Origin of the sequence: Acinetobacter septicus (assembly GCF_019355975.1) — a bacterium.
GTDB classification, from domain to species: Bacteria; Pseudomonadota; Gammaproteobacteria; order Pseudomonadales; family Moraxellaceae; genus Acinetobacter; species Acinetobacter ursingii.
Genome location: NZ_CP079898.1, coordinates 1035400 through 1059991, shown reverse-complemented (window position 1 = coordinate 1059991; position 24592 = coordinate 1035400). Strand labels below are relative to the sequence as shown.

Annotated in this window: 22 protein-coding genes, 4 tRNA genes and 1 pseudogene; 16 read left to right on the top strand and 11 right to left on the bottom strand. The window is 38.5% G+C overall.

Features of this window, described 5'->3' with window-relative positions:
* Positions 1–100 precede the first annotated feature (100 nt).
* The 3 genes from I6L31_RS05170 to I6L31_RS05160 all read left to right on the top strand — a co-directional run bounded on the left by I6L31_RS05170 (position 101) and on the right by I6L31_RS05160 (position 4688).
* Complete coding sequence (locus I6L31_RS05170; RefSeq protein ID WP_005005001.1) at positions 101–1333, top strand: voltage-gated chloride channel family protein; 1233 nt, start codon at positions 101–103, stop codon at positions 1331–1333.
* Positions 1334–1430: 97 nt separating this feature from the next.
* Entirely contained in the window at positions 1431–4202 is a 2772-nt protein-coding gene (locus I6L31_RS05165; protein ID WP_005004998.1) for a M16 family metallopeptidase, read from the top strand.
* A 162-nt stretch (positions 4203–4364) separates the two neighbouring features.
* Positions 4365–4688 (top strand): hypothetical protein, encoded by a 324-nt coding sequence (locus I6L31_RS05160; protein ID WP_004998678.1) that lies wholly within the window; start codon positions 4365–4367, stop codon positions 4686–4688.
* A 124-nt stretch (positions 4689–4812) separates the two neighbouring features.
* On the opposite strand, the gene I6L31_RS05155 is transcribed toward I6L31_RS05160, so the two are convergent.
* Positions 4813–5214, bottom strand: coding sequence for a DUF3144 domain-containing protein (locus tag I6L31_RS05155; RefSeq protein WP_004987043.1), 402 nt, complete (start codon positions 5212–5214; stop codon positions 4813–4815).
* A gap of 109 nt (positions 5215–5323) precedes the next feature.
* On the opposite strand from I6L31_RS05155, the gene I6L31_RS05150 reads away from it, so the two are divergent.
* Positions 5324–5956, top strand: a complete 633-nt coding sequence (locus I6L31_RS05150; RefSeq protein ID WP_005004996.1) for a hypothetical protein — start codon at positions 5324–5326, stop codon at positions 5954–5956.
* A 42-nt stretch (positions 5957–5998) separates the two neighbouring features.
* Here the strand turns inward: I6L31_RS05150 and I6L31_RS05145 are convergent, their stop codons facing one another.
* Positions 5999–7459: a CYTH and CHAD domain-containing protein gene (locus tag I6L31_RS05145; protein WP_005004995.1), complete on the bottom strand. Its 1461-nt coding sequence runs from the start codon at positions 7457–7459 to the stop codon at positions 5999–6001.
* A gap of 227 nt (positions 7460–7686) precedes the next feature.
* Here I6L31_RS05145 and I6L31_RS05140 point away from each other — a divergent pair, with 227 nt between their 5' ends.
* The 3 genes from I6L31_RS05140 (at position 7687) to I6L31_RS05130 (ending at position 9645) form a co-directional block, all read left to right on the top strand.
* Positions 7687–8070 carry a DUF962 domain-containing protein gene (locus I6L31_RS05140; RefSeq protein ID WP_004987025.1) on the top strand — a complete coding sequence of 128 codons (384 nt, stop codon included), beginning with the start codon at positions 7687–7689 and terminating at the stop codon, positions 8068–8070.
* A 363-nt stretch (positions 8071–8433) separates the two neighbouring features.
* Entirely contained in the window at positions 8434–9330 is an 897-nt protein-coding gene (locus I6L31_RS05135; RefSeq protein WP_004987024.1) for an OmpW/AlkL family protein, read from the top strand.
* A gap of 138 nt (positions 9331–9468) precedes the next feature.
* Positions 9469–9645, top strand: coding sequence for a hypothetical protein (locus I6L31_RS05130; protein WP_004987023.1), 177 nt, complete (start codon positions 9469–9471; stop codon positions 9643–9645).
* A 92-nt stretch (positions 9646–9737) separates the two neighbouring features.
* Here the strand turns inward: I6L31_RS05130 and I6L31_RS05125 are convergent.
* Both I6L31_RS05125 and I6L31_RS05120 read right to left on the bottom strand, forming a co-directional pair.
* A pseudogene (locus I6L31_RS05125) lies at positions 9738–10120 on the bottom strand (DUF2726 domain-containing protein).
* A gap of 53 nt (positions 10121–10173) precedes the next feature.
* A tRNA-Asn gene (locus tag I6L31_RS05120) sits at positions 10174–10249 on the bottom strand.
* 486 nt (positions 10250–10735) lie between these two features.
* Between I6L31_RS05120 and I6L31_RS05115 the strand changes: the two genes are divergently transcribed.
* Together I6L31_RS05115 and I6L31_RS05110 are read left to right on the top strand one after the other, a co-directional pair.
* Entirely contained in the window at positions 10736–11218 is a 483-nt protein-coding gene (locus I6L31_RS05115; RefSeq protein WP_004998658.1) for an Lrp/AsnC family transcriptional regulator, read from the top strand.
* On the top strand, positions 11211–11846 hold the full coding sequence (locus I6L31_RS05110; protein ID WP_004987018.1) for a YitT family protein: 636 nt from the start codon (positions 11211–11213) through the stop codon (positions 11844–11846). The genes I6L31_RS05115 and I6L31_RS05110 overlap by 8 nt, the downstream gene beginning before the upstream one ends.
* A gap of 122 nt (positions 11847–11968) precedes the next feature.
* On the opposite strand, the gene I6L31_RS05105 is transcribed toward I6L31_RS05110, so the two are convergent.
* Both I6L31_RS05105 and I6L31_RS05100 read right to left on the bottom strand, forming a co-directional pair.
* Positions 11969–12044: transfer RNA gene (locus tag I6L31_RS05105), tRNA-Asn, on the bottom strand.
* Positions 12045–12051: 7 nt separating this feature from the next.
* Positions 12052–12127: transfer RNA gene (locus I6L31_RS05100), tRNA-Asn, on the bottom strand.
* 407 nt (positions 12128–12534) lie between these two features.
* Between I6L31_RS05100 and I6L31_RS05095 the strand changes: the two genes are divergently transcribed.
* The 4 genes from I6L31_RS05095 (at position 12535) to acnD (ending at position 18269) form a co-directional block, all read left to right on the top strand.
* Positions 12535–13215 carry a GntR family transcriptional regulator gene (locus tag I6L31_RS05095; RefSeq protein WP_004987017.1) on the top strand — a complete coding sequence of 227 codons (681 nt, stop codon included), beginning with the start codon at positions 12535–12537 and terminating at the stop codon, positions 13213–13215.
* Between the two features lie 44 nt (positions 13216–13259).
* Positions 13260–14144, top strand: coding sequence for a methylisocitrate lyase (gene prpB / locus I6L31_RS05090; protein ID WP_005004988.1), 885 nt, complete (start codon positions 13260–13262; stop codon positions 14142–14144).
* Between the two features lie 337 nt (positions 14145–14481).
* The gene (prpC, locus tag I6L31_RS05085; protein ID WP_004987012.1) at positions 14482–15639 is read left to right on the top strand and encodes a bifunctional 2-methylcitrate synthase/citrate synthase; all 1158 of its coding nucleotides are present in this window, start codon (positions 14482–14484) and stop codon (positions 15637–15639) included.
* Positions 15639–18269 (top strand): Fe/S-dependent 2-methylisocitrate dehydratase AcnD, encoded by a 2631-nt coding sequence (gene acnD / locus I6L31_RS05080; RefSeq protein ID WP_005004986.1) that lies wholly within the window; start codon positions 15639–15641, stop codon positions 18267–18269. The genes prpC and acnD overlap by 1 nt, the downstream gene beginning before the upstream one ends.
* A gap of 45 nt (positions 18270–18314) precedes the next feature.
* Here the strand turns inward: acnD and I6L31_RS18440 are convergent, their stop codons facing one another.
* Complete coding sequence (locus I6L31_RS18440) at positions 18315–18449, bottom strand: hypothetical protein (RefSeq protein ID WP_005004985.1); 135 nt, start codon at positions 18447–18449, stop codon at positions 18315–18317.
* Between the two features lie 176 nt (positions 18450–18625).
* Positions 18626–19363 (bottom strand): hypothetical protein, encoded by a 738-nt coding sequence (locus I6L31_RS05075; RefSeq protein WP_005004982.1) that lies wholly within the window; start codon positions 19361–19363, stop codon positions 18626–18628.
* 576 nt (positions 19364–19939) lie between these two features.
* On the opposite strand from I6L31_RS05075, the gene I6L31_RS05070 reads away from it, so the two are divergent.
* Complete coding sequence (locus I6L31_RS05070; protein WP_005004981.1) at positions 19940–20083, top strand: zinc ribbon-containing protein; 144 nt, start codon at positions 19940–19942, stop codon at positions 20081–20083.
* Positions 20084–20182: 99 nt separating this feature from the next.
* Here the strand turns inward: I6L31_RS05070 and yddG are convergent, their stop codons facing one another.
* Positions 20183–21058, bottom strand: a complete 876-nt coding sequence (gene yddG / locus I6L31_RS05065; RefSeq protein WP_005004979.1) for an aromatic amino acid DMT transporter YddG — start codon at positions 21056–21058, stop codon at positions 20183–20185.
* A gap of 359 nt (positions 21059–21417) precedes the next feature.
* Here yddG and glnA point away from each other — a divergent pair, with 359 nt between their 5' ends.
* Entirely contained in the window at positions 21418–22827 is a 1410-nt protein-coding gene (gene glnA / locus I6L31_RS05060; RefSeq protein WP_004987001.1) for a type I glutamate--ammonia ligase, read from the top strand.
* Positions 22828–22988: 161 nt separating this feature from the next.
* On the opposite strand, the gene I6L31_RS05055 is transcribed toward glnA, so the two are convergent.
* Positions 22989–23064, bottom strand: a tRNA-Asn gene (locus tag I6L31_RS05055).
* Positions 23065–23302: 238 nt separating this feature from the next.
* On the opposite strand from I6L31_RS05055, the gene I6L31_RS05050 reads away from it, so the two are divergent.
* Positions 23303–23728, top strand: a complete 426-nt coding sequence (locus I6L31_RS05050; RefSeq protein WP_005004977.1) for a hypothetical protein — start codon at positions 23303–23305, stop codon at positions 23726–23728.
* A 33-nt stretch (positions 23729–23761) separates the two neighbouring features.
* Here the strand turns inward: I6L31_RS05050 and I6L31_RS05045 are convergent, their stop codons facing one another.
* Positions 23762–24442 (bottom strand): GntR family transcriptional regulator, encoded by a 681-nt coding sequence (locus tag I6L31_RS05045; RefSeq protein WP_005004976.1) that lies wholly within the window; start codon positions 24440–24442, stop codon positions 23762–23764.
* Between the last annotated feature and the right edge of the window lie 150 nt (positions 24443–24592).

Below are 24592 nucleotides of genomic sequence, written 5' to 3'. Positions count from 1 at the left end.
GAATAAATTACTGCCACGCGTTAAGCTTATTTTCATGTCGTCAAATCATAATCGCGATATATTTCCACTATTAATACAATAGCTATAGACGCAAGTATTTATGAAAGTTTTCCCGTCCTCTGAGTACACACAGATCATTCGTTACACAGCGTACTGGGTGGTTGCTTCTGTGATGATTGGGTTAATTTCAGGCTTGTCATCCAGTCTTATTTTTGTCTGCTTTGATCTTGCCAATCAAACTCGAATCAGCTATCCATGGTTGGTCTATTTCTTGCCGTTTATTGGCTTATTGATTGGATATTTGTTTTATTACTATGGGACGCCGATTGAGAAGGGAACTCATTTGCTGATTGATGAAATTCATCACCCTCGGGCTTTTATTCCCAAACGAATGACACCTCTGGTTTTTTTTACAGCAATCTTGACGCAAATTTTTGGCGGTTCTGCTGGACGCGAAGCACCTGCGGTACAACTATCGGGTGCGTTGACCGATCATATTACCCAAGCGTTTAGAGTGCCTGGAGATAACCGAAAAATATTTCTGATTGCCAGTATTGGTTCAGGTTTTGCGGCTATTTTTGGGCTGCCATTGGCTGGGGCAATCTATGGTTTAGAAATTACTGCATTAGGCAAATTGCGTTATTCTGCGGTGTTTCCTTGTTTTGTTTCTGCACTGGTTGCCTCGCAGATTCCTGAATTATTTCATATTAGTCATCCTCATCAGTATTATGTTGTTTCGAGTTTCCCAGATTTAAATTTCACTACTATCTCAAGCCTTATTGTCGCGGGATTATTATTTGGATTTGTGGCTCGCATTTTTATTGCTTCTATTTTATTCGTCAGTAAACAACTCAATCATTACGTGCGCTTTATGCCATTTAGACCGATGGTGGGCGGTATTTTAATTATGTTGATGACGATTATCGTGGGGCATCAAAAATTTAATGGTCTAGGTGTTGGCAGTATTATCTCCTCGTTTTATATCGATTTACCCGTAACCGATTTTCTCGGAAAAATCATTTTTACCGCAACCACCCTCGGTTCAGGTTTTAAAGGTGGGGAGATTACGCCACTATTTTTTGTTGGTACAACTTTTGGCAACGCCTTAGGTCAGTTTTTACCTTTACCGATTTCATTGCTTGCAGGTTTGGGTTTAGTGAGTTTATTTGCTGGTGCAAGTAAAGCACCACTGACGTCTATTGTACTGGCAATTGAGTTATTTGGAGCAGATATCGCGCAGTACGCAGTCATTACCTGTTTGTTGGCTTATTTGTTTTCTGGAAATTGTGGTCTATATATCCAGCAAAATTTAAAATTACGTGGTGAAGAGTAACCGCGTTTTCAAAACTTCACTATAAAAATATTGTGGATTTTCATACTATAACGGCGTTCAAATAATTCATATGACTTAATTAATTTTTGGAATTTTTATGTTAATGCGGTTTAAACAACTTACTCTTTCGTTGTGTTTTCTTGGTTTAAGCACAACTGCTTGGTCACAAACCGTATTGGTCAAAAGTGAAAAGAATATCGAAGAATATAAGCTGGATAATGGTTTTCGGGTCGTTCTTGCCCCAAACAATAAAGAAAATAAAGTCTTTGTAAACACCATTTATTTTACAGGTTCTTTAAATGATCCAAAAGGCAAGGGAGGACTGGCGCATCTTTTGGAACATCTGGCATTTAAAGGCACGCAGGATGTCAAAGGGGATGAGTTTCAACGTAGGCTTGATCAGTACACACTCATGACCAATGCCAGTACAGAATATTATTCTACACGTTATACCAATCTTGTGCGTCCAGAGCCACAAGCCTTAAATGAAATTCTATATTTAGAATCACAACGAATGGATAAATTGGTATTACAGAAAAAATTTGTACCTTCTGAGATTGAAATCGTCAAACGAGAACGTGAAATCCGCATGGATCAGCCATTTTCAGTGCTGATGGATCAAATGTTTAAAGCGGCGTATGGCAATCAATATTTGGGTCGCTTACCGATTGGTGATTTACCCGAGCTCAAATCGATTCAACTGGATGAAGTCAATAAGTTTTATCGAACATGGTATGCACCTAATAATGCTGTAATGGTCATTTCAGGGAAATTTGACAAAGCAGAAGTGTTGAAGAATATCGATAAAAACTTTAGCCCAATTGCTGCACGTACGATTCCTGCCAGTGTACAAGTGCCAAAACTGGATTCAAGTAAAATCAATCCACGCAACTTTTTAGTTCAAAAGGGCAGTGATTTGGCCAAGTTTCATATTTATATGAATGGACAAAATCAGAAAATCCAACCTGCATTGGCACTTTCGCCGTTACTTTATACCATGCAACCGAGTGGACATTTATATCAGGGATTAGTTGAAACGGGGATTAGTACCGCAGTTCAATCGACCACATGGTTAGATCAGGATTTTAACCTTGTGTTTTTAGGTGCAATTTATGCACCGAATAATGATGAGAAAAAAGTTGAATCTACCCTGATTTCTCAGGTGGAAAATGGCAAAGCATTTGACGACACTGAGTTAAAACGTGTCAAAACTCTGATGCAAAATCAGGCCGATCTGATCATGAATGACGCAACTGCTTTGGGTTCGCGTTTGAGTGATTATATTGTCTCCTCAAAAGGTAATTGGGGGCAATATTTTAATGATCTGGATGCGGTGCAGAAACTCAATGTGAATGAGGTTAATCAAACTTTTAAACAGTTTTTAACGCCTGAACATCGTATTGCGGGGGATATTAAACCCACCCCAGAAGAACAGAAAAAGGCACTGGAACAAAAAAAGCAGCAGGAAAAACCAAAAACGCTAGATCAACAACAAGCTGCTGAAGAACCTTTAAAAGATGCCAGTATCTATAAGCAGGAAGTCAGTCAATATGTAAAATCATCAGCAGATTATTTACAAAATACTGAGAAAAAAATTCAACGTGGCAAACTTAAAAACGGTATGCAATATGCGTTGTTCCCAACACAAACCCGAGATGATCGTGTTTATGCTACGATCACGCTTGATTTTGGTACGGAAAAATCTCTATTTGATAAAGGTACAGTGCTGGATTTAACTTCTTATTTGTTGCTGCGTGGTTCAGACAAATATACTTTACAGCAAGTTGCTGATAAATCGATTGAAGCGGGCGGTGCTGCGACAGCGACCAGTGCAGATAATGGGATGACCATTAATATTCAAGCGCGTAAAGACAAATTTGAAGACTTTTTTAAATTTGTGGTCGAGGTGATGAAACATCCAAGTTTTGAGCAAACCCAGTTTGATTTGATTAAGTCACAAAGCTTGGCCAGTCTGGATCGTCCATATACTGAACCTGAGACTGTAGCTGCTTTGAATTTGGCACGACTTATTGAAATTTATCAACCGGGCGATTTGCGTTACCACTTTGAACCTGAGTTTGCTAAAAAACAGCTCAATCAAGCGATGCAGGCACAAGTCAAACAGCTTTATAATCAATTCTTTGCCATGAATCATGCTCAAATTGCAATCACAGGCGATTTTGATGCTAAAAAAATGCAGCAATTCATCGCTCAATCATTTGGTTCTTGGTCAAGTTCACAGCCTTATCAGAAAATTTTATCGACAGATACAGATTATCCTGCTCAAAAAGTACATGCCTTGTCTGAACAACGCGAATTTGGAAACTATCAAAGTATTTTGACTTTCCCGGTGGGGGTGGATCATCCCGATGCACCTGCGTTGATTGTCTTTACCAATATTTTAGGTCAATCACAATTATCTTCACGTTTAGGGCAGGAGCTTCGTGAGAAAAATGCGCTGGTTTATGGCTTTGGTAGCGATTTGCAATTGGATAGTGACACCAATGTGGGTGCATTAACCATTGAAGCTAACTATACTGCAGGGCGTAGTGAGCAAGTTTCTCAAACGGTGCATCATGTCTTGCAAAATTTATTGCAAAATGGAGTCACCGAACAAGAATTAGAATCTGCCAAGGCTGATATTTTGAAAAAACGAGTCACCACATTAGAAGATGAACGCAGTATTCACCGTATGCTGAATAGTCAGTTAGAACGTGGTAAAAATATGCTGGATCGAGGACAACGTGATCGAGATATTGCCAAGTTAAGCAAGGCGGATATTGATGCTGTGATTAAAAAATACATCAAGCTCGATCACTTTGTTGAAGTCATGGCTGATCAATATGGTCAAACTGCAAAGAAACCTTAAAACTTAGTTGTTCAATGGGCTGCCCAATCCATCTGCCTAAGTTTTAGGAGTAGATGATTTGGCAGCTTTTTTATAAATGCGGATTTGGATTTGACTCAATAGTAAAAAAAAGGCTATGTTAATTTTGTTGAAAATATAAAAGTTCAAAATAAAGGTAAAATCATGTTGAATAAAAGCACAAGATCGTTCGTTATCATTGCATTAATTACATTATTGGGCAGTCCAGCCCTTGTTTTAGCCAGCACAGAAACCAGTACAGTTCGCAGTCAAAATGGGAGCTTGGTTTATCTTGGGGATAGTTATGCTAATCTAATGCAAAAAATGCAGCAAGCGCCCGTTTCTCAGCGCAGTTATGAGTGGGAAGAAAATCGCAAAAAATTAACCGCAGTCGATTATATCTATTTGATTGATAATACCTATTATACGGTGACGGTGGTGAATAATGTCGTTAAAAAAATTGTTTGGGATCGTAAAATTGATCACTAAATTTTATAGACTTCTTTCATCACTGTTTAGATTGTCTTTATTTTCTCCCAAACAAAGAAATAAAAGAACTGATGAAAGAAATCTTAAGATAAAAGACATAAAAAAAGCCCGCAAGGGCTTTTTCTCAATGGTTGTGATCGTGTTTATGATCATGCTTATGCGTATGAAATTCTTCATTTTCACGAAAGCGTAAATAGTTATCAAACTGTTCGCAATACTCGTCATAATTATCTTCAAGCATCATTTGGAACTGTTGCAAAACATACGACATCACTTGTTGTTTGGCATCACGCATTTCATTGCCATCTTTAAAGTTATTGGCAGCAACCCAAGTATTAAAACGCGCTGTTCCAAATAACATGGCTGCACTGACCTGACCGCGAACTTCGGCAGGATTTGGTTTTTCACCCTTCTTAGGGCGGCAAAACTCATTGGCAAGTTTAATAAACTCATCAGCACGCTCAAAAAAAACTGCATTTAAAGCTTCTTCTTCAGTGATATCAGTGGCATCAATTTTTTGAGACATGGCTTTTTCCAACACAAACGAATGCAGCTATTATACGTGAAAGCCTTGCATAAACTAAACCTTTGATCTAGGCTTAAAATAGCCTAAGTAAATTTAAAGCAGGTGCTTTATGCCAGATGCAATTGCCATCCAACGTTTAAAAACGGACATTGCTGTATTGCGTCAGCATAGTTGGCCACCTGAACATCTGGAGCATGTCGAAGGTTTACCGATTTATTATGGTTTGCAAAATGAAGTTGAACAATATTATCTTGAATGGAAAGAATTGATCGAAAGGGCGCAAGCGCTATGCCAGCCTTTTATGCAAGATGAAGTCTTAGATGCAATTCATTTACCTAGCCATTTAAATTTACCACTATTCTTCTTTCATGTTGATCGGATTCGGATTAATAAAACTCGGGCGAAAGAATCCAAGACCTTTAGAGGTGTTGCCAGCTTAATCGAAAAATGTGGACAGTTTGACACAGATCAAATTTTTGCCATGCAGCAATGGCTGGAAAGCGGTGACACAACCGCTTTAGTGGCTCATCGCGAATTTATTGATTTAAGAACTTATGTTTTTCAGCATGGGCAAAGTGACTATACCCGTACCCGATTTTATGTAAATGGTATTATTCTAGGCGTTGAACCGCATTTTAAACTGGTCGATGCTCGTGAAAAGCCAAGAAAACAACGTAGTGATAGTTATCAAGACCCAATTGCAGACAATGGCGTCTGGAAAGTCTTTGCTAAGCATCGTTAATATAAACATGAGACCTAAGTCTAAAACTTAGATCTCATTAACTTACCAAAACACTTTAATGTCTGCCAATTTTTTCAACGCTTGTTCGGATTCATGTAAAAGTTGCTGCTGTTTGGCTTTACTCCAACCCACGGCAAACCAGTACTCAGCTTGTTGATCGGCAGATTGACTAAAGACCTGCTCAGTCACGTGTAAATCGTTATATAAACCGAGTTTGTCTTGAACAGCTTGCAATTGTTTTACATATTTTTTTACCGATTTTCCATCATATAAGCTTGAAACAAACTCGATGCAATAACGTAATCGCTTACACCGTTTACGGGTACGATGTCTTGTTTCAACTTCAAGTTGACTAAAATGATCAGCATCATGAATGATGTTCTGATGCAATTGGTTCAATGACTTCTCGATCTTTTTCTTGAGTTTTGATGATTCTTTATGATTTGTTTGCTCGTGATAAGTAAATGCTAAAAGTTGTAGCAGCAAGCACATGGTTTCTGTTTTTTGAAAAAGTAGATGAAGCTGTTCATCTATTATTGCCGTTTCAGGTAAATTTTGAAAAGGCGCATCTGCTTTTAATAATTCAGGCAATATTTCATCCCGAACCACATCTAAATCACGAGTTGTCCCAAGCGCCTGAAAAATTTGCTTAAGCTGCGGCTCCCATAAAGGATCAATATCTTCTGACCAAGATTTAAAACTTTTAAAAATACTACGCATACGTCGAATCGCGATACGTGCCTGATGAATGTGTTCAGGATCAGCAAACCCATCTGCAATCACTGCGACATTGGGTAATAACTGTTGCAATGTATTTGACACCATTTTTCGTATGGCGGCATCTGGGGAATCTTTTTTACTTAATATCAAACTTTTGGCTTTCACCGCAGGAGATGCTTTTTGTTGAATTGACAATAAATTACCCCGTTCAGCTTTACTACGCACATCGAGCCAAAGCTGATATTTTTTCACCCATTCTTGGGTAAATAAAATCAATTGTTCGGGTGAACCTTGCTTTAACTCAAACTCAACTTCGCAAATTTTTTCGGATAGCTCTGCTGCGGAAACGATGCCATCATCCAGACAAACTTCAATGTCTGTTTCATCAATGGAAAAAATTTTAAAAGTACGCTGAACATCTGTTTTAAATTGCAGCATTAACTGCTGTTGTTCACCTAATACTTGGTCAAGTAAATCTTTAACAACTTTATTTTCAGAAAATAGCTCAAGATTTAATTCGGGTTCAATATCACATTGACCTAAATGAACTTCATGTTCAATGCGTTCCAAATGGTTTTTACCCGAAGCTTTAAAAGTTTGTACCCAATGATCACCTTCCTGACGTAACCGAATAGCCATATGATTTTGCGCAAGTAAACGTTCAGTCGTGTCATAGTACTTGGCTTGTAAACGAATTTTTTGGGCAGTTTTGGGCTTTAGTGCTTGCAATACACTTTTTTTCTTACTCTCAGGAAGCTGAAATTTTAGTTCAATTTCGACCATGCGCTTACTCCTAAAACTTCTTTAGATTTTAATGGTTTAATTTTGCTTAAGCATAACATTAAAAGCTGTTTTGAAATTGTAAGATTTCATGAGGTTAGCTTTGATCGTTGTATATCAGAATACATCTAACATGTTCTATTACTCCATTTCATATTACCAGAAAACAGGCTTTTTAAAGATTGAGCTTTCAGGTAAAGTCAGGAATAAATAGTCTCAGGATGATGACCATGAATGCGCCAGTAAAGTTTCAAAAAAATTCCAACAGCAACCTAAATATTCAATTACCCATTAGAAATTATCAGGAATTTTATCACTTCTATCTCACCGAACATCGCAATATTTTAAGCCGTCGTTTACATGTTACGGGAAGTAGTGTAGGGCTCTATTTTTTGAGTAAAGCAATTCGTAAGCGTCAACCGAGGTACATTGCTTATGGATTATTTTCAGGTTATGCCTGTGCGTGGATTGGACATTTTGTTTTTGAAAAAAATAAACCTGCCAGTTTTAAGCAGCCACTTTATAGTTTTATTTCAGACTGGAAAATGTTTTCAGATGTGGTTCGAGGTCGACTCAGTTTAAAAGATCGAAAATTGGATAAAATTAATAGTTGAGTATTTAAAAGCTTAACAATCAGTAAAATGATGATGCTTTGAATCAAGCAAGTTTAGATATATTCATTACTATCTTATAAAGTTAATTTTTGATTATTTAATTTATTTTTAAGGTAACTCATTTTTTAAAATATAGGTAAGTCGTAATTGATTATTACTTGCCTTTTTAGTGAATAAAATTTGAGGTGTTATGTTGATATTGATAAAAATAATTTTAATAAAATTCATGCAATTATAAGAAATGAACTGGTTAAGTTATAAATCTGTATTGATCTTTTAAGTATTTATTCTAATAATTGTCAAACAATAAGGTTTGGACGCCTTAGACCTTATCGTATTTACGACAAATTGATAGGATTTCCCATGAGAAAATTAACAACAGCACTCCTACCAGTAGCATTACTTGCTACAAGCTTTGCAACACACGCAGCAACTTCTGACGGTAAAACTATTGGGGTTTCAGCAGGCTGGATGCACATCATGCCTCAAGGTGAGAAACAAGGTGTTGCAGGAAGTTTAAATTTAGGTTCAAAAATCTCAACTTCTGATCCAGATGCAGGCTTTGAGATTGACGATGCTGATACTGGCGCAATTCTGTTTGATTACTATGTAAATGATAATGTATCTTTAGAATTTGTGGGTGGCTATCCACCGAAAATGAAAATTGATGGAAAAGGCACAATTCTAAAAAGTATTAGTCTAGGCAATAATACACTTGCAGGTCCATCAGTAAATCTTGGAAATATTGGTGAAGTAGGGGATGTGGATGCATATACACCTGCATTATTGGCTAAGTATCAGTTTGGGACTGTAAATAGTAAATTTCGTCCATTTGTTGGCGCAGGTATCATGTATGCTCATTTCTCAAATTTCAAACTTAATGGCTCAGTCAATCCTGCTCTAAATGCTTCTATGACGAGTTATCTAGGTACTCCAAGTGGTCAGGCAGTTTCAGGATATTTAGCATTGACTAATCCACAAGTGGCTAAAGCAATTGCAGCAGCGGGTGGTAATTTCGGTTTAGCTGTATCAAAAGTTGATATTGATGATGCGGTTGCTCCAATTGCAACCATTGGAGCAGACTATAATTTTAATAAAGACTGGTTTGCGACAGCTTCTGTATCTTATGCACATCTTCAAACAACTGCTAAATTAGATATTACCTCTAGCACTTTAGGTGGTGCGAAAGTTGTATCAGGTCAAAGTGAAATTGAAATCAATCCAATCGTGACTTACGTGGGTATCGGTTACCGCTTCTAATACTTTAAGTATAAAAAGACCTCGATTTATCGAGGTTTTTTTTATGGGAAAAAATTAAAAATAGATTGGACTTTCACATTATTTAATTGTGATTTTTGCTATAGTGATGCAGTTTATTATCCAGATAAGAGTAGTTAAATGTTAGAAGCTCATCATCGTAAAGCATTATTTTTTATGGGATTGGGGTTATGTTTTCTATTTTTTCTTATTGGAATGGCTTTTTGGGCAGCAAAAAGCGATGCAGAAAATCAGCGTCAATATCAGCAACAACGCGCAGAAATTGCCAAAAAATATAACCAATCTGATGCTGAATAAAACAGAATTTTATCAGCTTAAAATCTGAATGATTACAAAATGTCTTTATGTAATTGACGAATACTGGGGACGTTAGTATATCGAAAAATGCACTATGTCAATGAAAAATATATAAAGAAACTATTTGATAACTTTATTTAATTAGGAAAAGTGAATGGTCGTCGAGTTCTATGACCGCGATCACTTCAAGCGCATCATTTAAAATGACAAAATCTGTGACTTTTCGATTAAATTTACGTCTAATTTTATAGTGATTACTGGTAATCAAAGCACTAAAAGCGACTTGTGCCAGAACATGATGATTGGGAAAAGCACTTTTCAACCGATGAAACATTTTTGATTCAAAAGGTGTGATAGGAGCGCGAGCAAAAAACTGTTGTCTGGAAAAGAAAAATGATTTAAAGCAAGTAATTAGAAGCAATAGACTGGATATACAGCCTAAACTTAAAAAGAATATTTGAGATGAACTCAACACACTTTGCCTATACTAAAAAGAAAACCCACTCTAAATAGAGTGGGTTAAAAATTTGGCTCTCCCACCTGGGCTCGAACCAGGGACCTGCGGATTAACAGTCCGTCGCTCTACCGACTGAGCTATGGGAGAATCTGGAGTAGGATTCTAAAAGGCAATCGGTTTTCGGTCAAGCTTTAATAAGCTGAAATTATTAAAAAAAGTTTAACTGATTTAAAAATAGTCAGATGCTAGTTGCTTAGCTTTATTTTTAGATTTTTATTCAATCATTTTAATCAAAACAATAGACTTCTTTACATGATTCTTAGATTAGCGTTTGAAATGCAACGCCATGTTGTAGCCATAATACCTGTCTCGGACTTATAAAATACGTCTAATATTAATTCGAATCTGTTTATGATAATTTGCAAGTGTTATACAATATTTTTGCGTTTTACGATTAAATTTGAATTTTTATTGTATTTTATTATTTTAAGTGCAATTTAATTGCGTTTTATCGGTACAAACGCTTATTATTGCTGCTTAATTATAGTATCAACTCATTTATTGTGGTTTTCATTCAACTGATGTTGAATTTAATTGAAAACACAATAAATTTCAATTGGGTAAAGACCTGATATGAATGATTCACTTGATGAATATGATTTTAAAATCTTGCAGCATCTGCAATGTAATGGTCGATTAAGCAATCAGGAATTGGCTGAAATCATTGGTTTATCAACTTCACAGTGTTCTCGTCGTCGTATCGCGCTTGAGCAAAATGGCATGATTCAGGGCTATTATGCCCAGTTGCATCCTGAGGCTGAGTTACAGCCGATCATGGGAATGATTGAAATCAAGTTACTTCAATATAGTGATGATGTCTTGAACAGGTTTCTGGATTTTGTACAACATGAGAACATGATTCGTGAAGTTTATAAACTGACGGGTAATTTTGATTATTTATTAAAAGTGATGGTGCGCGATTTAAATGAAATGAGTCAACTGATTAATAAGCTGACTACGCTAAAAATTGGGGTAAGTAATTGTCATACCTCTATTGTTCTTGAGCGTATCAAAGAAAATTATCAAATGATGAATCTGGATCAATCACATGACTAATCTGACTGCTGATCTAAATCTCAATGCTGAGATCAAAACTCGACCACATACTTATATTGAAGATGGTCTTGCGATGATTATTGCGACCTTTATTATCTCATTTGGCATGATGTTGATGCAGCAGGCGGGAACACTGACAGGTGGGACAGCAGGTTTATCTTTATTGATTCATTATGCGACAGGACTAAAATTTGGTCTGGTTTTTTTCTTGATCAATATTCCATTTTATTATTTGGCATACAAACGCTTAGGTATGCCCATGGTGATCAAAACTTTCGTGGCGGTCGCGCTACTTTCTGTGTTAACAGAATTACATCCTTATTTTATTCATGTTGATGGCTTAACTCCATTGTATGCTACGGTTTTAGCCAATGTGTTAATGGGCTTGGGTTTTCTGATTTTATTTAGACATCGTTCAAGTCTGGGTGGTTTTAATTTGCTGGTTTTATTTATTCAAGAGCGTTATGGAGTTCCAGCAGGCAAAGTTCAAATGGGTTTGGATATTAGTATTTTACTGGCATCAGTTGCGTTCGTCAGTTGGACATTACTGGCTATTTCTATTTTAGGTGCAATCATCCTTAATTTGATATTGGCACTTAATCATCGTCCAGATCGCTATGTAGCTTAAATGATCTATACGCTTAAAGCAGCAGGGGCAATCCTCGCTGTTTTATTTACTTCTCACAAATAGACATCCAGCCATGACAATAAAAAAAGCCTACATTAAATATGTAGGCTTTTTTTGAATCTTGGCTCTCCCACCTGGGCTCGAACCAGGGACCTGCGGATTAACAGTCCGTCGCTCTACCGACTGAGCTATGAGAGATTAGTTTTGGCTCTCCAACCTGGGCTCGAACCAGGGACCTGCGGATTAACAGTCCGTCGCTCTACCGACTGAGCTATTGGAGAATCTGATGCGCATTCTAGGCACATCTTATGTACAGGTCAAGGATAAAAACTGAAAACAACATTTAAATGATTTATTTATCATCAAAACATAAACTTATGCTGCTTTATTCGGCATGCACGATGTCTTTAAAATGGTTTTAACCAAAGAAGATACAAACAATTGTCTTTTTGAGCATAACAATCTTATGAAAATGTTTTCTCATGGTCTTGAGTATTAGGCTAAGCAAAAATACATTTATTGTTTAATCTATAATTAACTGACTGAAATTTAAAATATTTATTTTTATATCCTTTGTTTTTTCATTTTTATAGTTATCATACAAAAGTATAATTGTTGACAATATTGTTGATTTTAACCAATTAAACCTTTATTTTTGACTTATTAAATATTAATTGTTGACAATGTCGTGACAACTGAAATAACTCAACCGATTAAAGAGCTAAACTCAATCACGCTCACCGATCAGATATTTAGAAAGATTCAAACCGCAATTGTCAGTGGTGATATTGCCCCAGGTACTAAAATTTCTGAGCCTGAGCTTGCTCGCGTTTATGGGATTAGCCGTGGGCCATTACGTGAGGCGATTCATCGTCTTGAAGGGCAAAAGCTGGTTGAACGTACTGCGCATGTCGGTGCGAGAGTCGTGTCGTTGTCACATCAACAGCTTTTCGAGCTATATCAAATTCGTGAAACTTTAGAAGGTTTGGCTTGTCGTTTAGCTGCACAGAGTATCGATAAACAGCAAATTTTAAATTTGCGTGAAGTGTTGCACTTGCATGCGCAAGATCCAAACTTTAAAGAAGGTAAAGGTTATTACTTACAAGAAGGTCAGGATGATTTTCATTATTGCATCATCAAAAACTGCGGTAATAAAACTCTTGAAAAAATGCTGTGTGATGAGCTTTATCATTTGATTCGTATGTATCGGGTGCAATATTCCAAAACGCCGAATCGTCCACACAAAGCGCTGTCTGAACACATTCGTATATTAGATGCGATCGCAGATGGCGATGCTGAACTGGCAGAGCTTCTGATGTGCCGTCATATCGCTTCATCTTATCGCAATATCCAAAAACATTTTATTTAACCCGATGTTATAGATCAGTTATAAAGACAAGGAGTAACAAATTCATGTCAGTATTATCCGCAGGACAAAAGTTTAGAGAAGCAGTTGCCACTGAGCATCCACTACAGGTTGTGGGTGCAATCAATGCTAACCATGCTTTATTGGCACAACGTGCAGGCTACAAAGCCATTTATTTGTCTGGTGGGGGTGTTGCAGCAGGTTCATTGGGTTTACCTGATTTGGGGATCAGTAACCTTGATGATGTTCTAACCGATGTTCGTCGTATTACCGATGTTTGTGATTTGCCATTATTGGTCGATGTCGATACAGGTTTTGGTGCTTCTGCTTTTAATATTGCGCGTACCACCAAGTCGATGATTAAATTCGGTGCGGCTGCAATGCATATTGAAGATCAGGTGGGTGCAAAGCGTTGTGGTCATCGTCCGAATAAAGCCATTGTGACCCAGCAAGAGATGGTCGATCGTATTAAAGCGGCGGTCGATGCACGAACCGATGAAAACTTTGTGATTATGGCACGTACTGATGCTTTGGCTGTAGAAGGTTTACAAGCTGCGATTGATCGTGCGGGTGCATACATTGAAGCGGGTGCAGATATGTTGTTCCCAGAAGCGATTACAGAGCTGGCCATGTATAAACAGTTTGCCAATGCCACGAAAGTGCCAGTTTTAGCCAATATAACCGAGTTTGGTTCTACGCCATTATTTACTACGGAAGAATTAGCATCTGCCGATGTCAGTATTGCGCTCTATCCACTTTCAGCATTCCGTGCCATGAACAAAGCAGCGGAAAATGTCTATGAGACGCTGCGTAAACAAGGCACACAAAAGAATGTGGTCGATACCATGCAAACCCGTCAAGAATTGTATGAGCGTATTAATTACCATGCGTTTGAGCAATATCTTGATGCATCATTTGAAAAAGCAAAATAAGAAAGCCCTTAATTCATAAGAATTTAGGTTGAAATATGCTATGCAGGAAAGTCATCTGCAACCTGAGCACACCAAAGCGATTGAAGCTTTGGTGTAGCGCAAGACAAGGGAAATGCGTAGTTTGTTGTTCAAGCATAGCTTTCACCTTGCGGTACGGCAAAGATTATTAATCTTTGCTATTCGTACCTCAGGTTTTGCAGATGACAATGGTTTTGCCTACTTTTCCCGTAAGAAAAGTAGGTCGAACCGAAGGTTTATCCTGAAACAGGATGAGAACTCGGCACGACTCCGTTGAGTTACTCAAAAATAAATTTAATAGATAGAAAAGGACAATCTTATGAGCAGTAATGAAACAACCACAGGCTTCAAACCAAAAAAATCAGTTGCACTCAGCGGACAAGTGGCAGGCAACACTGCACTCTGTACCGTAGGTCGCAGTGGTAATGACTTACACTACCGTGGTTATGACATTCTCGACCTTGCAGTCGGTAGCGAATTTGAAGAAGTGGCGCATTTACTGGTACATGGCAAACTTCCAAACAAAGCAGAACTCAAAGCCTATAAAACAAAACTTAAAGCACTTCGTGGTTTGCCCGCAGCACTCAAAACGGCGCTTGAACAATTACCACCATCTGCACACCCTATGGATGTGATGCGTACAGGTGTTTCAGTTTTAGGTTGCCTAACCCCAGAACATGAAGACCATAACGAAGCGGGCGCGAAAGACATCGCTGACAAATTAATGGCAAGCTTGGGCTCAATGTTGTTGTACTGGTATCACTTTAGCAACAACGGTCGTCGTATCGAAGTTGAAACCAACGATGACTCAATCGCTGCACATTTCTTGCATTTACTTCATGGTGAAGCGCCATCTGAAGAATGGATTCAAGCCATGCATACGTCTTTGATTTTGTATGCAGAGCATGAGTTCAACGCATCAACCTTTACTTCACGTGTGGTTGCAGGTACAGGTTCAGATATGTACTCAGCAATTACTGGCGGTATTGGTGCGCTGCGTGGTCCAAAACATGGTGGGGCGAATGAAGTTGCATTCGTGATTCAACAACGTTATGACAATGCTGATGAAGCAGAAGCAGACATCCGTAGTCGTGTTGAGAAAAAAGAAGTGGTGATTGGTTTTGGTCATCCCGTCTACACCGTTTCTGACCCACGTAATGAAGTGATCAAGAAAGTGGCGTGTGATCTTGCCGAAGCGCAAGAGAACAACAAGATGTACCTCATCGCTGAGCGTTTAGAAGCGGTGATGAAAGAAGTGAAAAACATGTTCCCGAACCTGGACTGGTTCAGTGCGGTGAGCTATCACTTGATGGGTGTTCCAACCGCAATGTTTACCCCATTATTTGTGATTGCACGTACCGCAGGTTGGTCAGCACATGTGATTGAACAACGTCAAGATGGTAAGATCATTCGCCCAAGCGCGAACTACACTGGCCCTGAAAACTTAGAATTCAAACCATTGGCGGAGCGTGGTTAATGACAAATCAATACCGTAAACCGCTGCCAAATCAGAATGGCAATACCCAGCTCGAATACTATGACGTGCGTCAAGCCGTTGAAGATATTCAGCCAGGCGCATATGAAACTTTGCCATACACCTCGAAAGTACTGGCTGAACAGCTGGTGCGTAAAGCTGATGCAGAAAACTTAACTGATTATTTAAAGCAATTGATCGAACGCCGTCAGGACATGGATTTTCCTTGGTATCCTGCACGTGTGGTCTGTCATGACATCTTGGGTCAAACTGCATTGGTTGACCTTGCAGGCTTGCGTGATGCGATTGCTGATAAAGGTGGTGATCCTTCTAAAGTCAATCCTGTGGTGCCAACCCAGTTGATTGTAGACCACTCATTAGCCGTGGAATTTGGTGGCTTTGACCCTGATGCATTTGAGAAAAACCGTGCAATTGAAGATCGTCGCAACGAAGACCGTTTCCATTTTATTGAATGGACGAAGACTGCATTTAAAAATGTTGACGTGATCCCTGCGGGCAACGGCATCATGCACCAAATCAACTTGGAGAAAATGTCTCCAGTGATCCAAAACCGTGATGGCTTGGCGTTCCCTGATACCTGTGTTGGTACAGATTCACATACCCCACATACCGATGCGCTTGGCGTGATTTCAGTGGGTGTAGGTGGTTTAGAAGCTGAAAATGTCATGTTGGGTCGTGCATCGTGGATGCGTTTGCCCGATATTATCGGTGTTGAATTGGTCGGTCAGCGTCAAGCAGGGATTACTGCAACTGATATCGTATTGGCACTCACTGAATTTTTGCGTAAAGAACGTGTGGTAGGCGCATATTTGGAATTCTTTGGTGAAGGTGCGGGCAGCATGTCGGTGGGCGATCGTGCCACGATTTCCAACATGACCCCAGAATATGGCGCAACCGCGGCCATGTTCTATATCGATCAAAACACCATTGATTATTTACGCCTGACCGGTCGTGAAGACGCACAAGTGGCATTGGTGGAGCAATATGCCAAAGAAATCGGGCTTTGGGCATCGGATATGACCCAAGCGGTTTATCCACGTGTGCTTCGTTTTGATTTATCGCAAGTCACACGTAATATTGCAGGCCCTTCAAATCCACATGCGCGTGTATCTACGGCTGATTTGGCAGCCAAAGGCATTGCAGGCAATTTGGATGCGGCAAAAGCGCAAGAAGCGGAAGGCTTAATGCCTGATGGTGCAGTGATTATCGCAGCCATTACCTCGTGTACCAATACCTCAAATCCACGTAACACCGTAGCGGCAGGTCTATTGGCACGTAAAGCCAATCAATTGGGTTTAGTGCGTAAACCGTGGGTGAAATCGTCTTTTGCACCTGGTTCTAAAGCGGCTGCGCTTTACTTAGAAGAAGCTGGCGTACTCGAAGACCTTGAGAAATTGGGTTTTGGTATCGTGGCCTATGCCTGTACCACCTGTAACGGGATGTCGGGCGCACTTGACCCTGTGATTCAACAAGAAATCATTGACCGTGACTTATATGCCACCGCCGTGCTTTCAGGCAACCGTAACTTCGATGGTCGTATCCATCCATATGCAAAACAAGCGTTCTTGGCATCTCCACCGTTGGTTGTGGCCTATGCAATCGCAGGAACGATTCGTTTTGACATCGAAAAAGATGCACTGGGTACAGACAAAAATGGTCATCCAATTTACCTGAAAGACATTTGGCCATCCGATGCAGAAATTGATGCGCTGGTCAAAGAAGCGGTGAAGCCTGAACAATTCCGTAAAGTCTATATTCCAATGTTTGATTTGGGTGTAACGGAAGAAGCGGAAAGTCCACTATATGATTGGCGTCCGCAAAGTACTTACATCCGCCGTCCGCCGTATTGGGAAGGTGCATTAGCTGCTCCACGCACTTTAACTAATATGCGTCCGCTTGCGATCTTGGGGGATAACATCACCACTGACCATTTATCGCCTTCCAATGCGATTATGATGGATTCGGCTGCGGGTGAATATCTACATAAAATGGGCGTACCTGAAGAAGACTTCAATTCATACGCAACGCACCGTGGCGATCATTTGACTGCACAACGTGCAACATTTGCCAACCCGAAATTGTTTAATGAAATGGTGGTTCGTTCAGACGGCACTATTAAACAAGGTTCAAAAGCGCGTGTAGAGCCAGAAGGCGAAGTGATGCGTATGTGGGAAGCGATTGAAACCTACATGAACCGTAAGCAACCGTTGATCATTGTCGCGGGTGCGGATTATGGTCAGGGTTCAAGCCGTGACTGGGCTGCCAAAGGTGTACGTCTTGCAGGTGTTGAAGCGATTGTTGCCGAAGGTTTTGAACGTATTCACCGTACCAACTTAGTCGGTATGGGCGTGTTACCGCTTGAGTTTAAAGCTGGTGTAAATCGTAAGACCTTAAAGCTAGATGGTACTGAGCTGTATAGCGTGATTGGTAATATTGCACCGCGTTCGACTTTAACTTTGGTGATTGAACGTGCCACAGCGGATGGTAAGGAAGAGATTGTTGAAGTGCCTGTGACCTGTCGTTTAGATACAGAAGAAGAAGTGTCTGTATATGAAGCGGGTGGTGTATTACAGCGTTTTGCGCAAGACTTTTTAGAAGGTCAAGTGGCGTAATATTTAAGAGAGCCAATAGCTCACTTGTGAACTATTGGCTATTTTTTACGTTCGAACTAAAAAGCAAAAACATTCAGCTGTTTTAGGATAGACATCTTTACCTGAACGCCAATGTTTAAAGCTCTTACAGAATACCCAGCGATAACCTGCAGGCGCAGGAAATGGTGGTTGATGTTTCATTCTGAACTCCATTTCGAGTTCCTTGACATCAGCTTATTTTTTTTACACAATAAAAATGCTTACTTTCCTATGTGTATTTATAAGTCTGACCCTCCGTTGGATAACTCGATACACCCATGGAAGATTGTTTTGCTAAGTACCTATGTTTGCAGACATAGGTACTTATTACATAAAGTCTATTCTTCAGATTTATTTAATTTCTCAATTAGCATCCTCTTTATCTTCTTTAATGTAATATCAATAATAGCCAAATCATCTTCGTCATTAATTACTAAGTTTACATTGGTATTTGGTCCCGTAATTAATATAGAGTAATTCTGGTTTTCTTTGTTCCATTCCAATGTTTTTTGCTGCTCATATGTTGGTGGAGATAATGCTGGAGCAGTTGAAGGACTTTCCTTATCACTTATTATTGGTTCTTCAAGAAAGTTATCTTCCTGAAGACCTCTATAATTGATAAATCCATCATCACTAAGAATCTCACACTTTTTCGCTCCATCAATAAAGTATCTCTCTACTCTTGAGCTGTAATTGTCGGGTATATTGAATTCTTTAATTAGTAACTTTTCAAAATGGCTTAGGGGTAGTGATTTATTATTAAATCTTTCTACAATTTCTATAAATAGTTGTGGTGTAAGAAAAGCTGTTCTAAGCTCTCTGATTTCTTCTTCTGGAGTGTATGCAAGTTTATAATTTTTAAATAAATTTGTAATATCTAGCTGGCCCCGATTATTTATCAATAAACCAAATGCAACGGCAGCACTAATAATTGCTGAAAAAGCCCCACTAACTTTTTTTCCAAGTTTTTCAGCGGCCATTTCACTTGTACAACTTCCACCTAAGTCAGAAACTGCATTGGCAAGTTCCAAACTGCTCTCAAAAGATGCTCTTGGATAGTAACTTGTTTTTTTCATTTTCTCTGCCTATAAGCTTTATTATTCCTATATTAAGTTTATAAAAAGAGAAAGTAAAGAGAGTTTTATTTTATTTAAGAGAGAGTATTTTTAAAATAAATTTAAGTTATTGTTATTTATATATTTATATATTTAATTATTTTCTTAATTATTCTTTATTTATTTTTTTTTTGCTGTTTTTTGAAAGAAATTATGATTTAATGGTATTAGCCTATCTACAAATTTGTATTCTTGAATTTAATACTAGATAGTGTGGTTACTTATGAATTGGTAGTGATACCTTATTCTTATATTTGGAATGCTTTGGCAAGTAATTTGATAGCTTGGCTTGCCTAAATGGCATATGACAAGCAAGCTTTCTTTGAACTGAAAAATTATTGTCATTTAGCGAAATTTTATGAATATAAAAAAGTCCGACATCCTGTCGAACTTTTCGTATTTGATCATTAGATATGTCTCTTGTCGTATCTTACTTTTCACCTTTCCGCCACCACCACTCGTCAGAAATGTCAATCATTCACCAATCTTATCAAGTTATAATATATATACCATTTCTAAAATCTATGGAGAGCAAAAATGGTTACTGCTGGCGAAAAACCTGGAACAGGCTTCTATTTTTGTATTCAATGCGGACATCGCGTTTATTTAGAAATTGGTACTGATCGTTTACCTCCGTGTACCAAATGCCTTGGCAAGCAATTTAACAGTAAGCTTGTTTAAGCTGCACACATCAAACAGTTATCCGCTGTTTTGAATGAAAGCCCTGTCCATCGACAGGGCTTTTTATTATTCTCGCTTATAAAAATAGGTGGGTAAAATTTAATTCTCAATATCTCGACTAAATTTCCAACATACGATAGCGCCGAAACTCACTAAACACGTTCCAATCCAAAACGTCCCTTCTGGAACTGTTCGTAGCAATACACTGGCAAATATACTTGATAGAACAGGGGTAAAATAAGTCGCCAATAATAACAATTGAATCTGTCCAAATTGTAAGCTTTGATTCCAGTTTTTATAGGCAATCCCAATTAAGGTTCCCATGACAATGATCACAAGCCACAGTTTTAAAGAAGGCATTTGCCACTGCTGATGTGTCATAAAAAATAAAATCCACAATGCGATAGCCGTAAAACAAAAAAATAAAGGGACGCCATTATGACCCTGTGCTAATTTTCGAGTCAGCACACAATATAACGACCATAAAATTGCCGCGATAAAAGCCAATAAATAGGCGACAGGATTTTTAGAAATAGTATCTAAAAATAAAGACAAATGAAAAAGTTGAGGGTTAATGACTATCCCTAACCCTAAGACAGAAATAGCGATGCCTAAAAATGCAGGGAGCTGAAAAGAAAGCTGTCGATACAGATAAGCAAACAATAAAGTCAAACTTGGCCATAAATAGTTAATCATCGCCAAGATCAAAGCTTCTTCATGTGTATGAGATAGACCAATTGAAGTTAAAAACAAAATTTCATAAAGAACAAAAAAACTGCCGCAATAGATTAAATATTTTGGTGGTAATGCTATTTTTAAGGCTTTGGGGTTGGATAACACAATACTGAATGCACTGACGCTATAAAGTAGTGCAATACCAAGCATAGGGGTTAATTGCTCGGTCACCAGTTTGACACCACCCACGATACTCGCCCAAATCAAAATGGAAGAAAATCCAAGAAAATTGGCAGTCATGGGTTTCATCTAACATTACCAGTGCAAACAATTTGTTCATTTTAAACAAAATAAGAATGATGAGGATATTTTAATTTCAAAGTTATGCACCGCATTAAGACAAAAAAATGAAAACGCACCAATATGGTTCATAAATTTAACAGTTAAATTGCGCTAAAATGAAAATGTTTGAATATGGTGCAATTAAAATTGCAAGCAGTATAATAGCAATGGGATAAACAGGTCTTTTTTAATATTCTGCTAAAGAATTCAATAAATTAGAATAGTCTCAAAAAGTTGGTATGGGAATTGCTTTATAACAGCCAACGACTAACACGCACTTCACAAGTGCAATAATACTTCATTGGAGCATACAGAGCATGGCGAACAAGGTCCTCGAACTCATCAAAGAAAGTGGCGCTAAATGGGTCGATTTTCGCTTTACGGATACTAAAGGTAAAGAGCAACACGTTACTTATCCAGCAGATTCAATTGATGAAGATACATTTGAAGACGGTAAAATGTTCGACGGTTCTTCAATTGCAGGTTGGAAAGGCATTGAAGCTTCTGACATGATTTTACGTCCGGATGCAGAAACTGGTTTTATCGACCCGTTCTTTGCTGAACCTACAGTGGTTGTAACTTGTGACGTTATTGAGCCTTCAACTGGTCAAGGCTATGAACGTGATCCACGCTCGATCGCTCGTCGTGCAGAAGAATATTTAAAATCAACTGGTATTGGTGATACAGCATTCTTTGGTCCAGAACCAGAATTCTTTGTATTTGACGAAGTGAAATGGGACATCGACATGTCTGGCGCTCGTCATACATTGATCGCTGAAGAAGCTGCATGGTCGACTGGTAAAGACTATGAATCTGGTAACTCAGGTCACCGTCCACGTGTTAAAGGTGGTTATTTCCCAGTTCCACCAGTGGATTCTTCACAAGATATGCGTGCAGAAATGTGTGCAAAAATTGAAGACATCATGGGGCCAGGTCGTGTAGAAGTACACCACCATGAAGTTGCATCTTGCCAGTTAGAAATTGGTGTGAGCTTTAATACACTTGTTCGCAAAGCTGATGAAGTACAACAATTCAAATATGCAGTTTGGAACGTTGCTCATCAATATGCAAAAACAGCAACCTTTATGCCTAAACCAATGGTAGGTGATAATGGTTCTGGTATGCATGTTCACATGTCGATCTCTAAAGATGGCAAGAACTTGTTTGCTGGTGATGAATATGCTGGTTTGTCAGAAATGGCACTTTACTTCATCGGTGGTGTCATCAAGCACGCTCGTGCATTGAATGCAATTACAAACCCATCTACAAACTCTTATAAGCGTTTGGTTCCTCACTTCGAAGCACCAATTATGCTTGCTTACTCTGCACGTAACCGTTCAGCGTCTATTCGTATTCCTTACGTGTCTAGCCCGAAAGGCAAGCGTATCGAAGCTCGTTTCCCAGATCCAATGATGAATCCGTACTTGGGCTTTGCAGCATTGTTGATGGCGGGTATTGATGGTATTCAAAACAAAATCCATCCGGGCGAAGCGGCTGACAAAAACTTGTATGATCTTCCTCCTGAAGAAGAAGCAAAAATCCCAACAGTGGCTCACAGCCTAGATATGGCGCTTGAAGCACTTCAAAATGACCACGAATTCCTTCTCAAAGGTGGCGTGTTCACGAAAGAAATGTTGGATGCTTATATCGAACTTAAAACTGAAGATGTACGTCGTTTAAATACTACGACTCATCCAGTTGAATTTGATATGTACTACAGCTTGTAATCCATATCAATTTAAGAAAGCTCGCGTAATGCGGGCTTTTTTTATACTTTAAATTTTATGCTATATTGATGGAATCAAGAAAATAGAATAATAGTGAAGACTTAAATCATAAATTTCAGGCATAAAAAAACCCGCTTTAATGCTGCGGGCTTTTTTGTATTTGGCTCTCCCACCTGGGCTCGAACCAGGGACCTGCGGATTAACAGTCCGTCGCTCTACCGACTGAGCTATGGGAGAATCTGAAAGCGATTATAAGGGGATTTTAAATACGGTCAAGTCCAATCTGTCATGTTTCTTTCATTTTCCGTGTGTATGATGTTTATTTGAACAAATACTATATCGGACATAAAAATACTTGTGCTTTGAGTTGTAGATTGCTATGTTTGACAGCGTAAGAGTGTTTGAATGGACATTCAAACTGTGTGGATTTAACCCAACTTGCCAGCACTAAATGGCTAAATCGGAGGGCAGTATTATGCCAATTCTTCATATTCAAGATATCTTCTCTCAATTTAAATTTTATCAAGCTCAATATCTGGATATTGTGCGTGATCCCGCTTTGTATTATCAGTCTGTAGAAGATGCTCACATTCATTTTTCTATCGTGAGTGAAGAAAAAATCTACCTAGGTGATTTGTTGCAATTATGGTTTGGGGATAAATGGACTGAGCATCAGGTAAAAGTTCTAAATGATGTCAATCATGGACTATGGACGCAATTGAGCGAATGCTGGTACAACTCTTTATTTCTTTTTGCAATCGAGCGTAAAGGTTTATTTGCCAAAACTTCTGCGCTGGCTTGGAGTACAGAAGAACAACAGATTAAACAAATTACCCTAGATCAAACCTTGCCTTATTATTGTCATTATTTAAGTCTGGAACGACCTAAACGTTATAGTTAATGGGTTGAGATATTTTCTATGGAGCTTTGCTAGTTAAAGCTCCGCAATAGAAAAATCAAAATTGCGCAGAACGATTTTGGTGGTGGTTAATATATGATCTTTGATTTGTTGTTGAGCCATTGCTGTATCGCGCTCAAGCACAGCATTGGCAATATTTTGATGTTCCAGTTTTAAATCGCGATCGTGCTGATCAAGTACAGCAGAAAGTCTACGATAGCGTTCATTTTGGACACTCAATATTTTACGAATATGCTGTAACCAGTAACTATCACACGAAGCGATCAGTGCATTATGAAAGGCATTGTGTGCTTCTTCCCAGAGATTATCAGTAAGTTCAGGCGCATTGGCTTGACGTTCAGGTAAGTGATTTAAGCGATGTAAACTTGCGAGGATATTGGCTTCCCAAGACAAATCACCTTTGGTAATTGCTTGCTCAAGACACAAACTTTCAATATGGATACGGGTATTCGCCAAATCCTGTAGGTCTTTGGTTGAAATTGGTGAGACTCGAAAGCCTTTTTGTGCCTCAGAAATAATTAACTCCTCAGAACACAAGCGCGAGAGTGCCTCACGGACTGCACCTAAAGAGGCCGCATATTTTTCACAAAGTTCATTGATTTTGAGTTTAGAGCCCGGTGCCAATTTGCACGAAAGAATGTCATCACGAATTGATCGATAGGCAATTTCAGTTTGGCTTAACGTTTTTGAAGTCATCTTTTTATGGCTAACTTTTATCTCATGATTGAAAGTATACGCAAAACAGAATGAAATATAAATATTTTATAAAAAAATATATTTTTTAATTGAAAAAATATATTTTTAGATTATATTAAATGTATGCACACTTTTTAAGCGATACATACA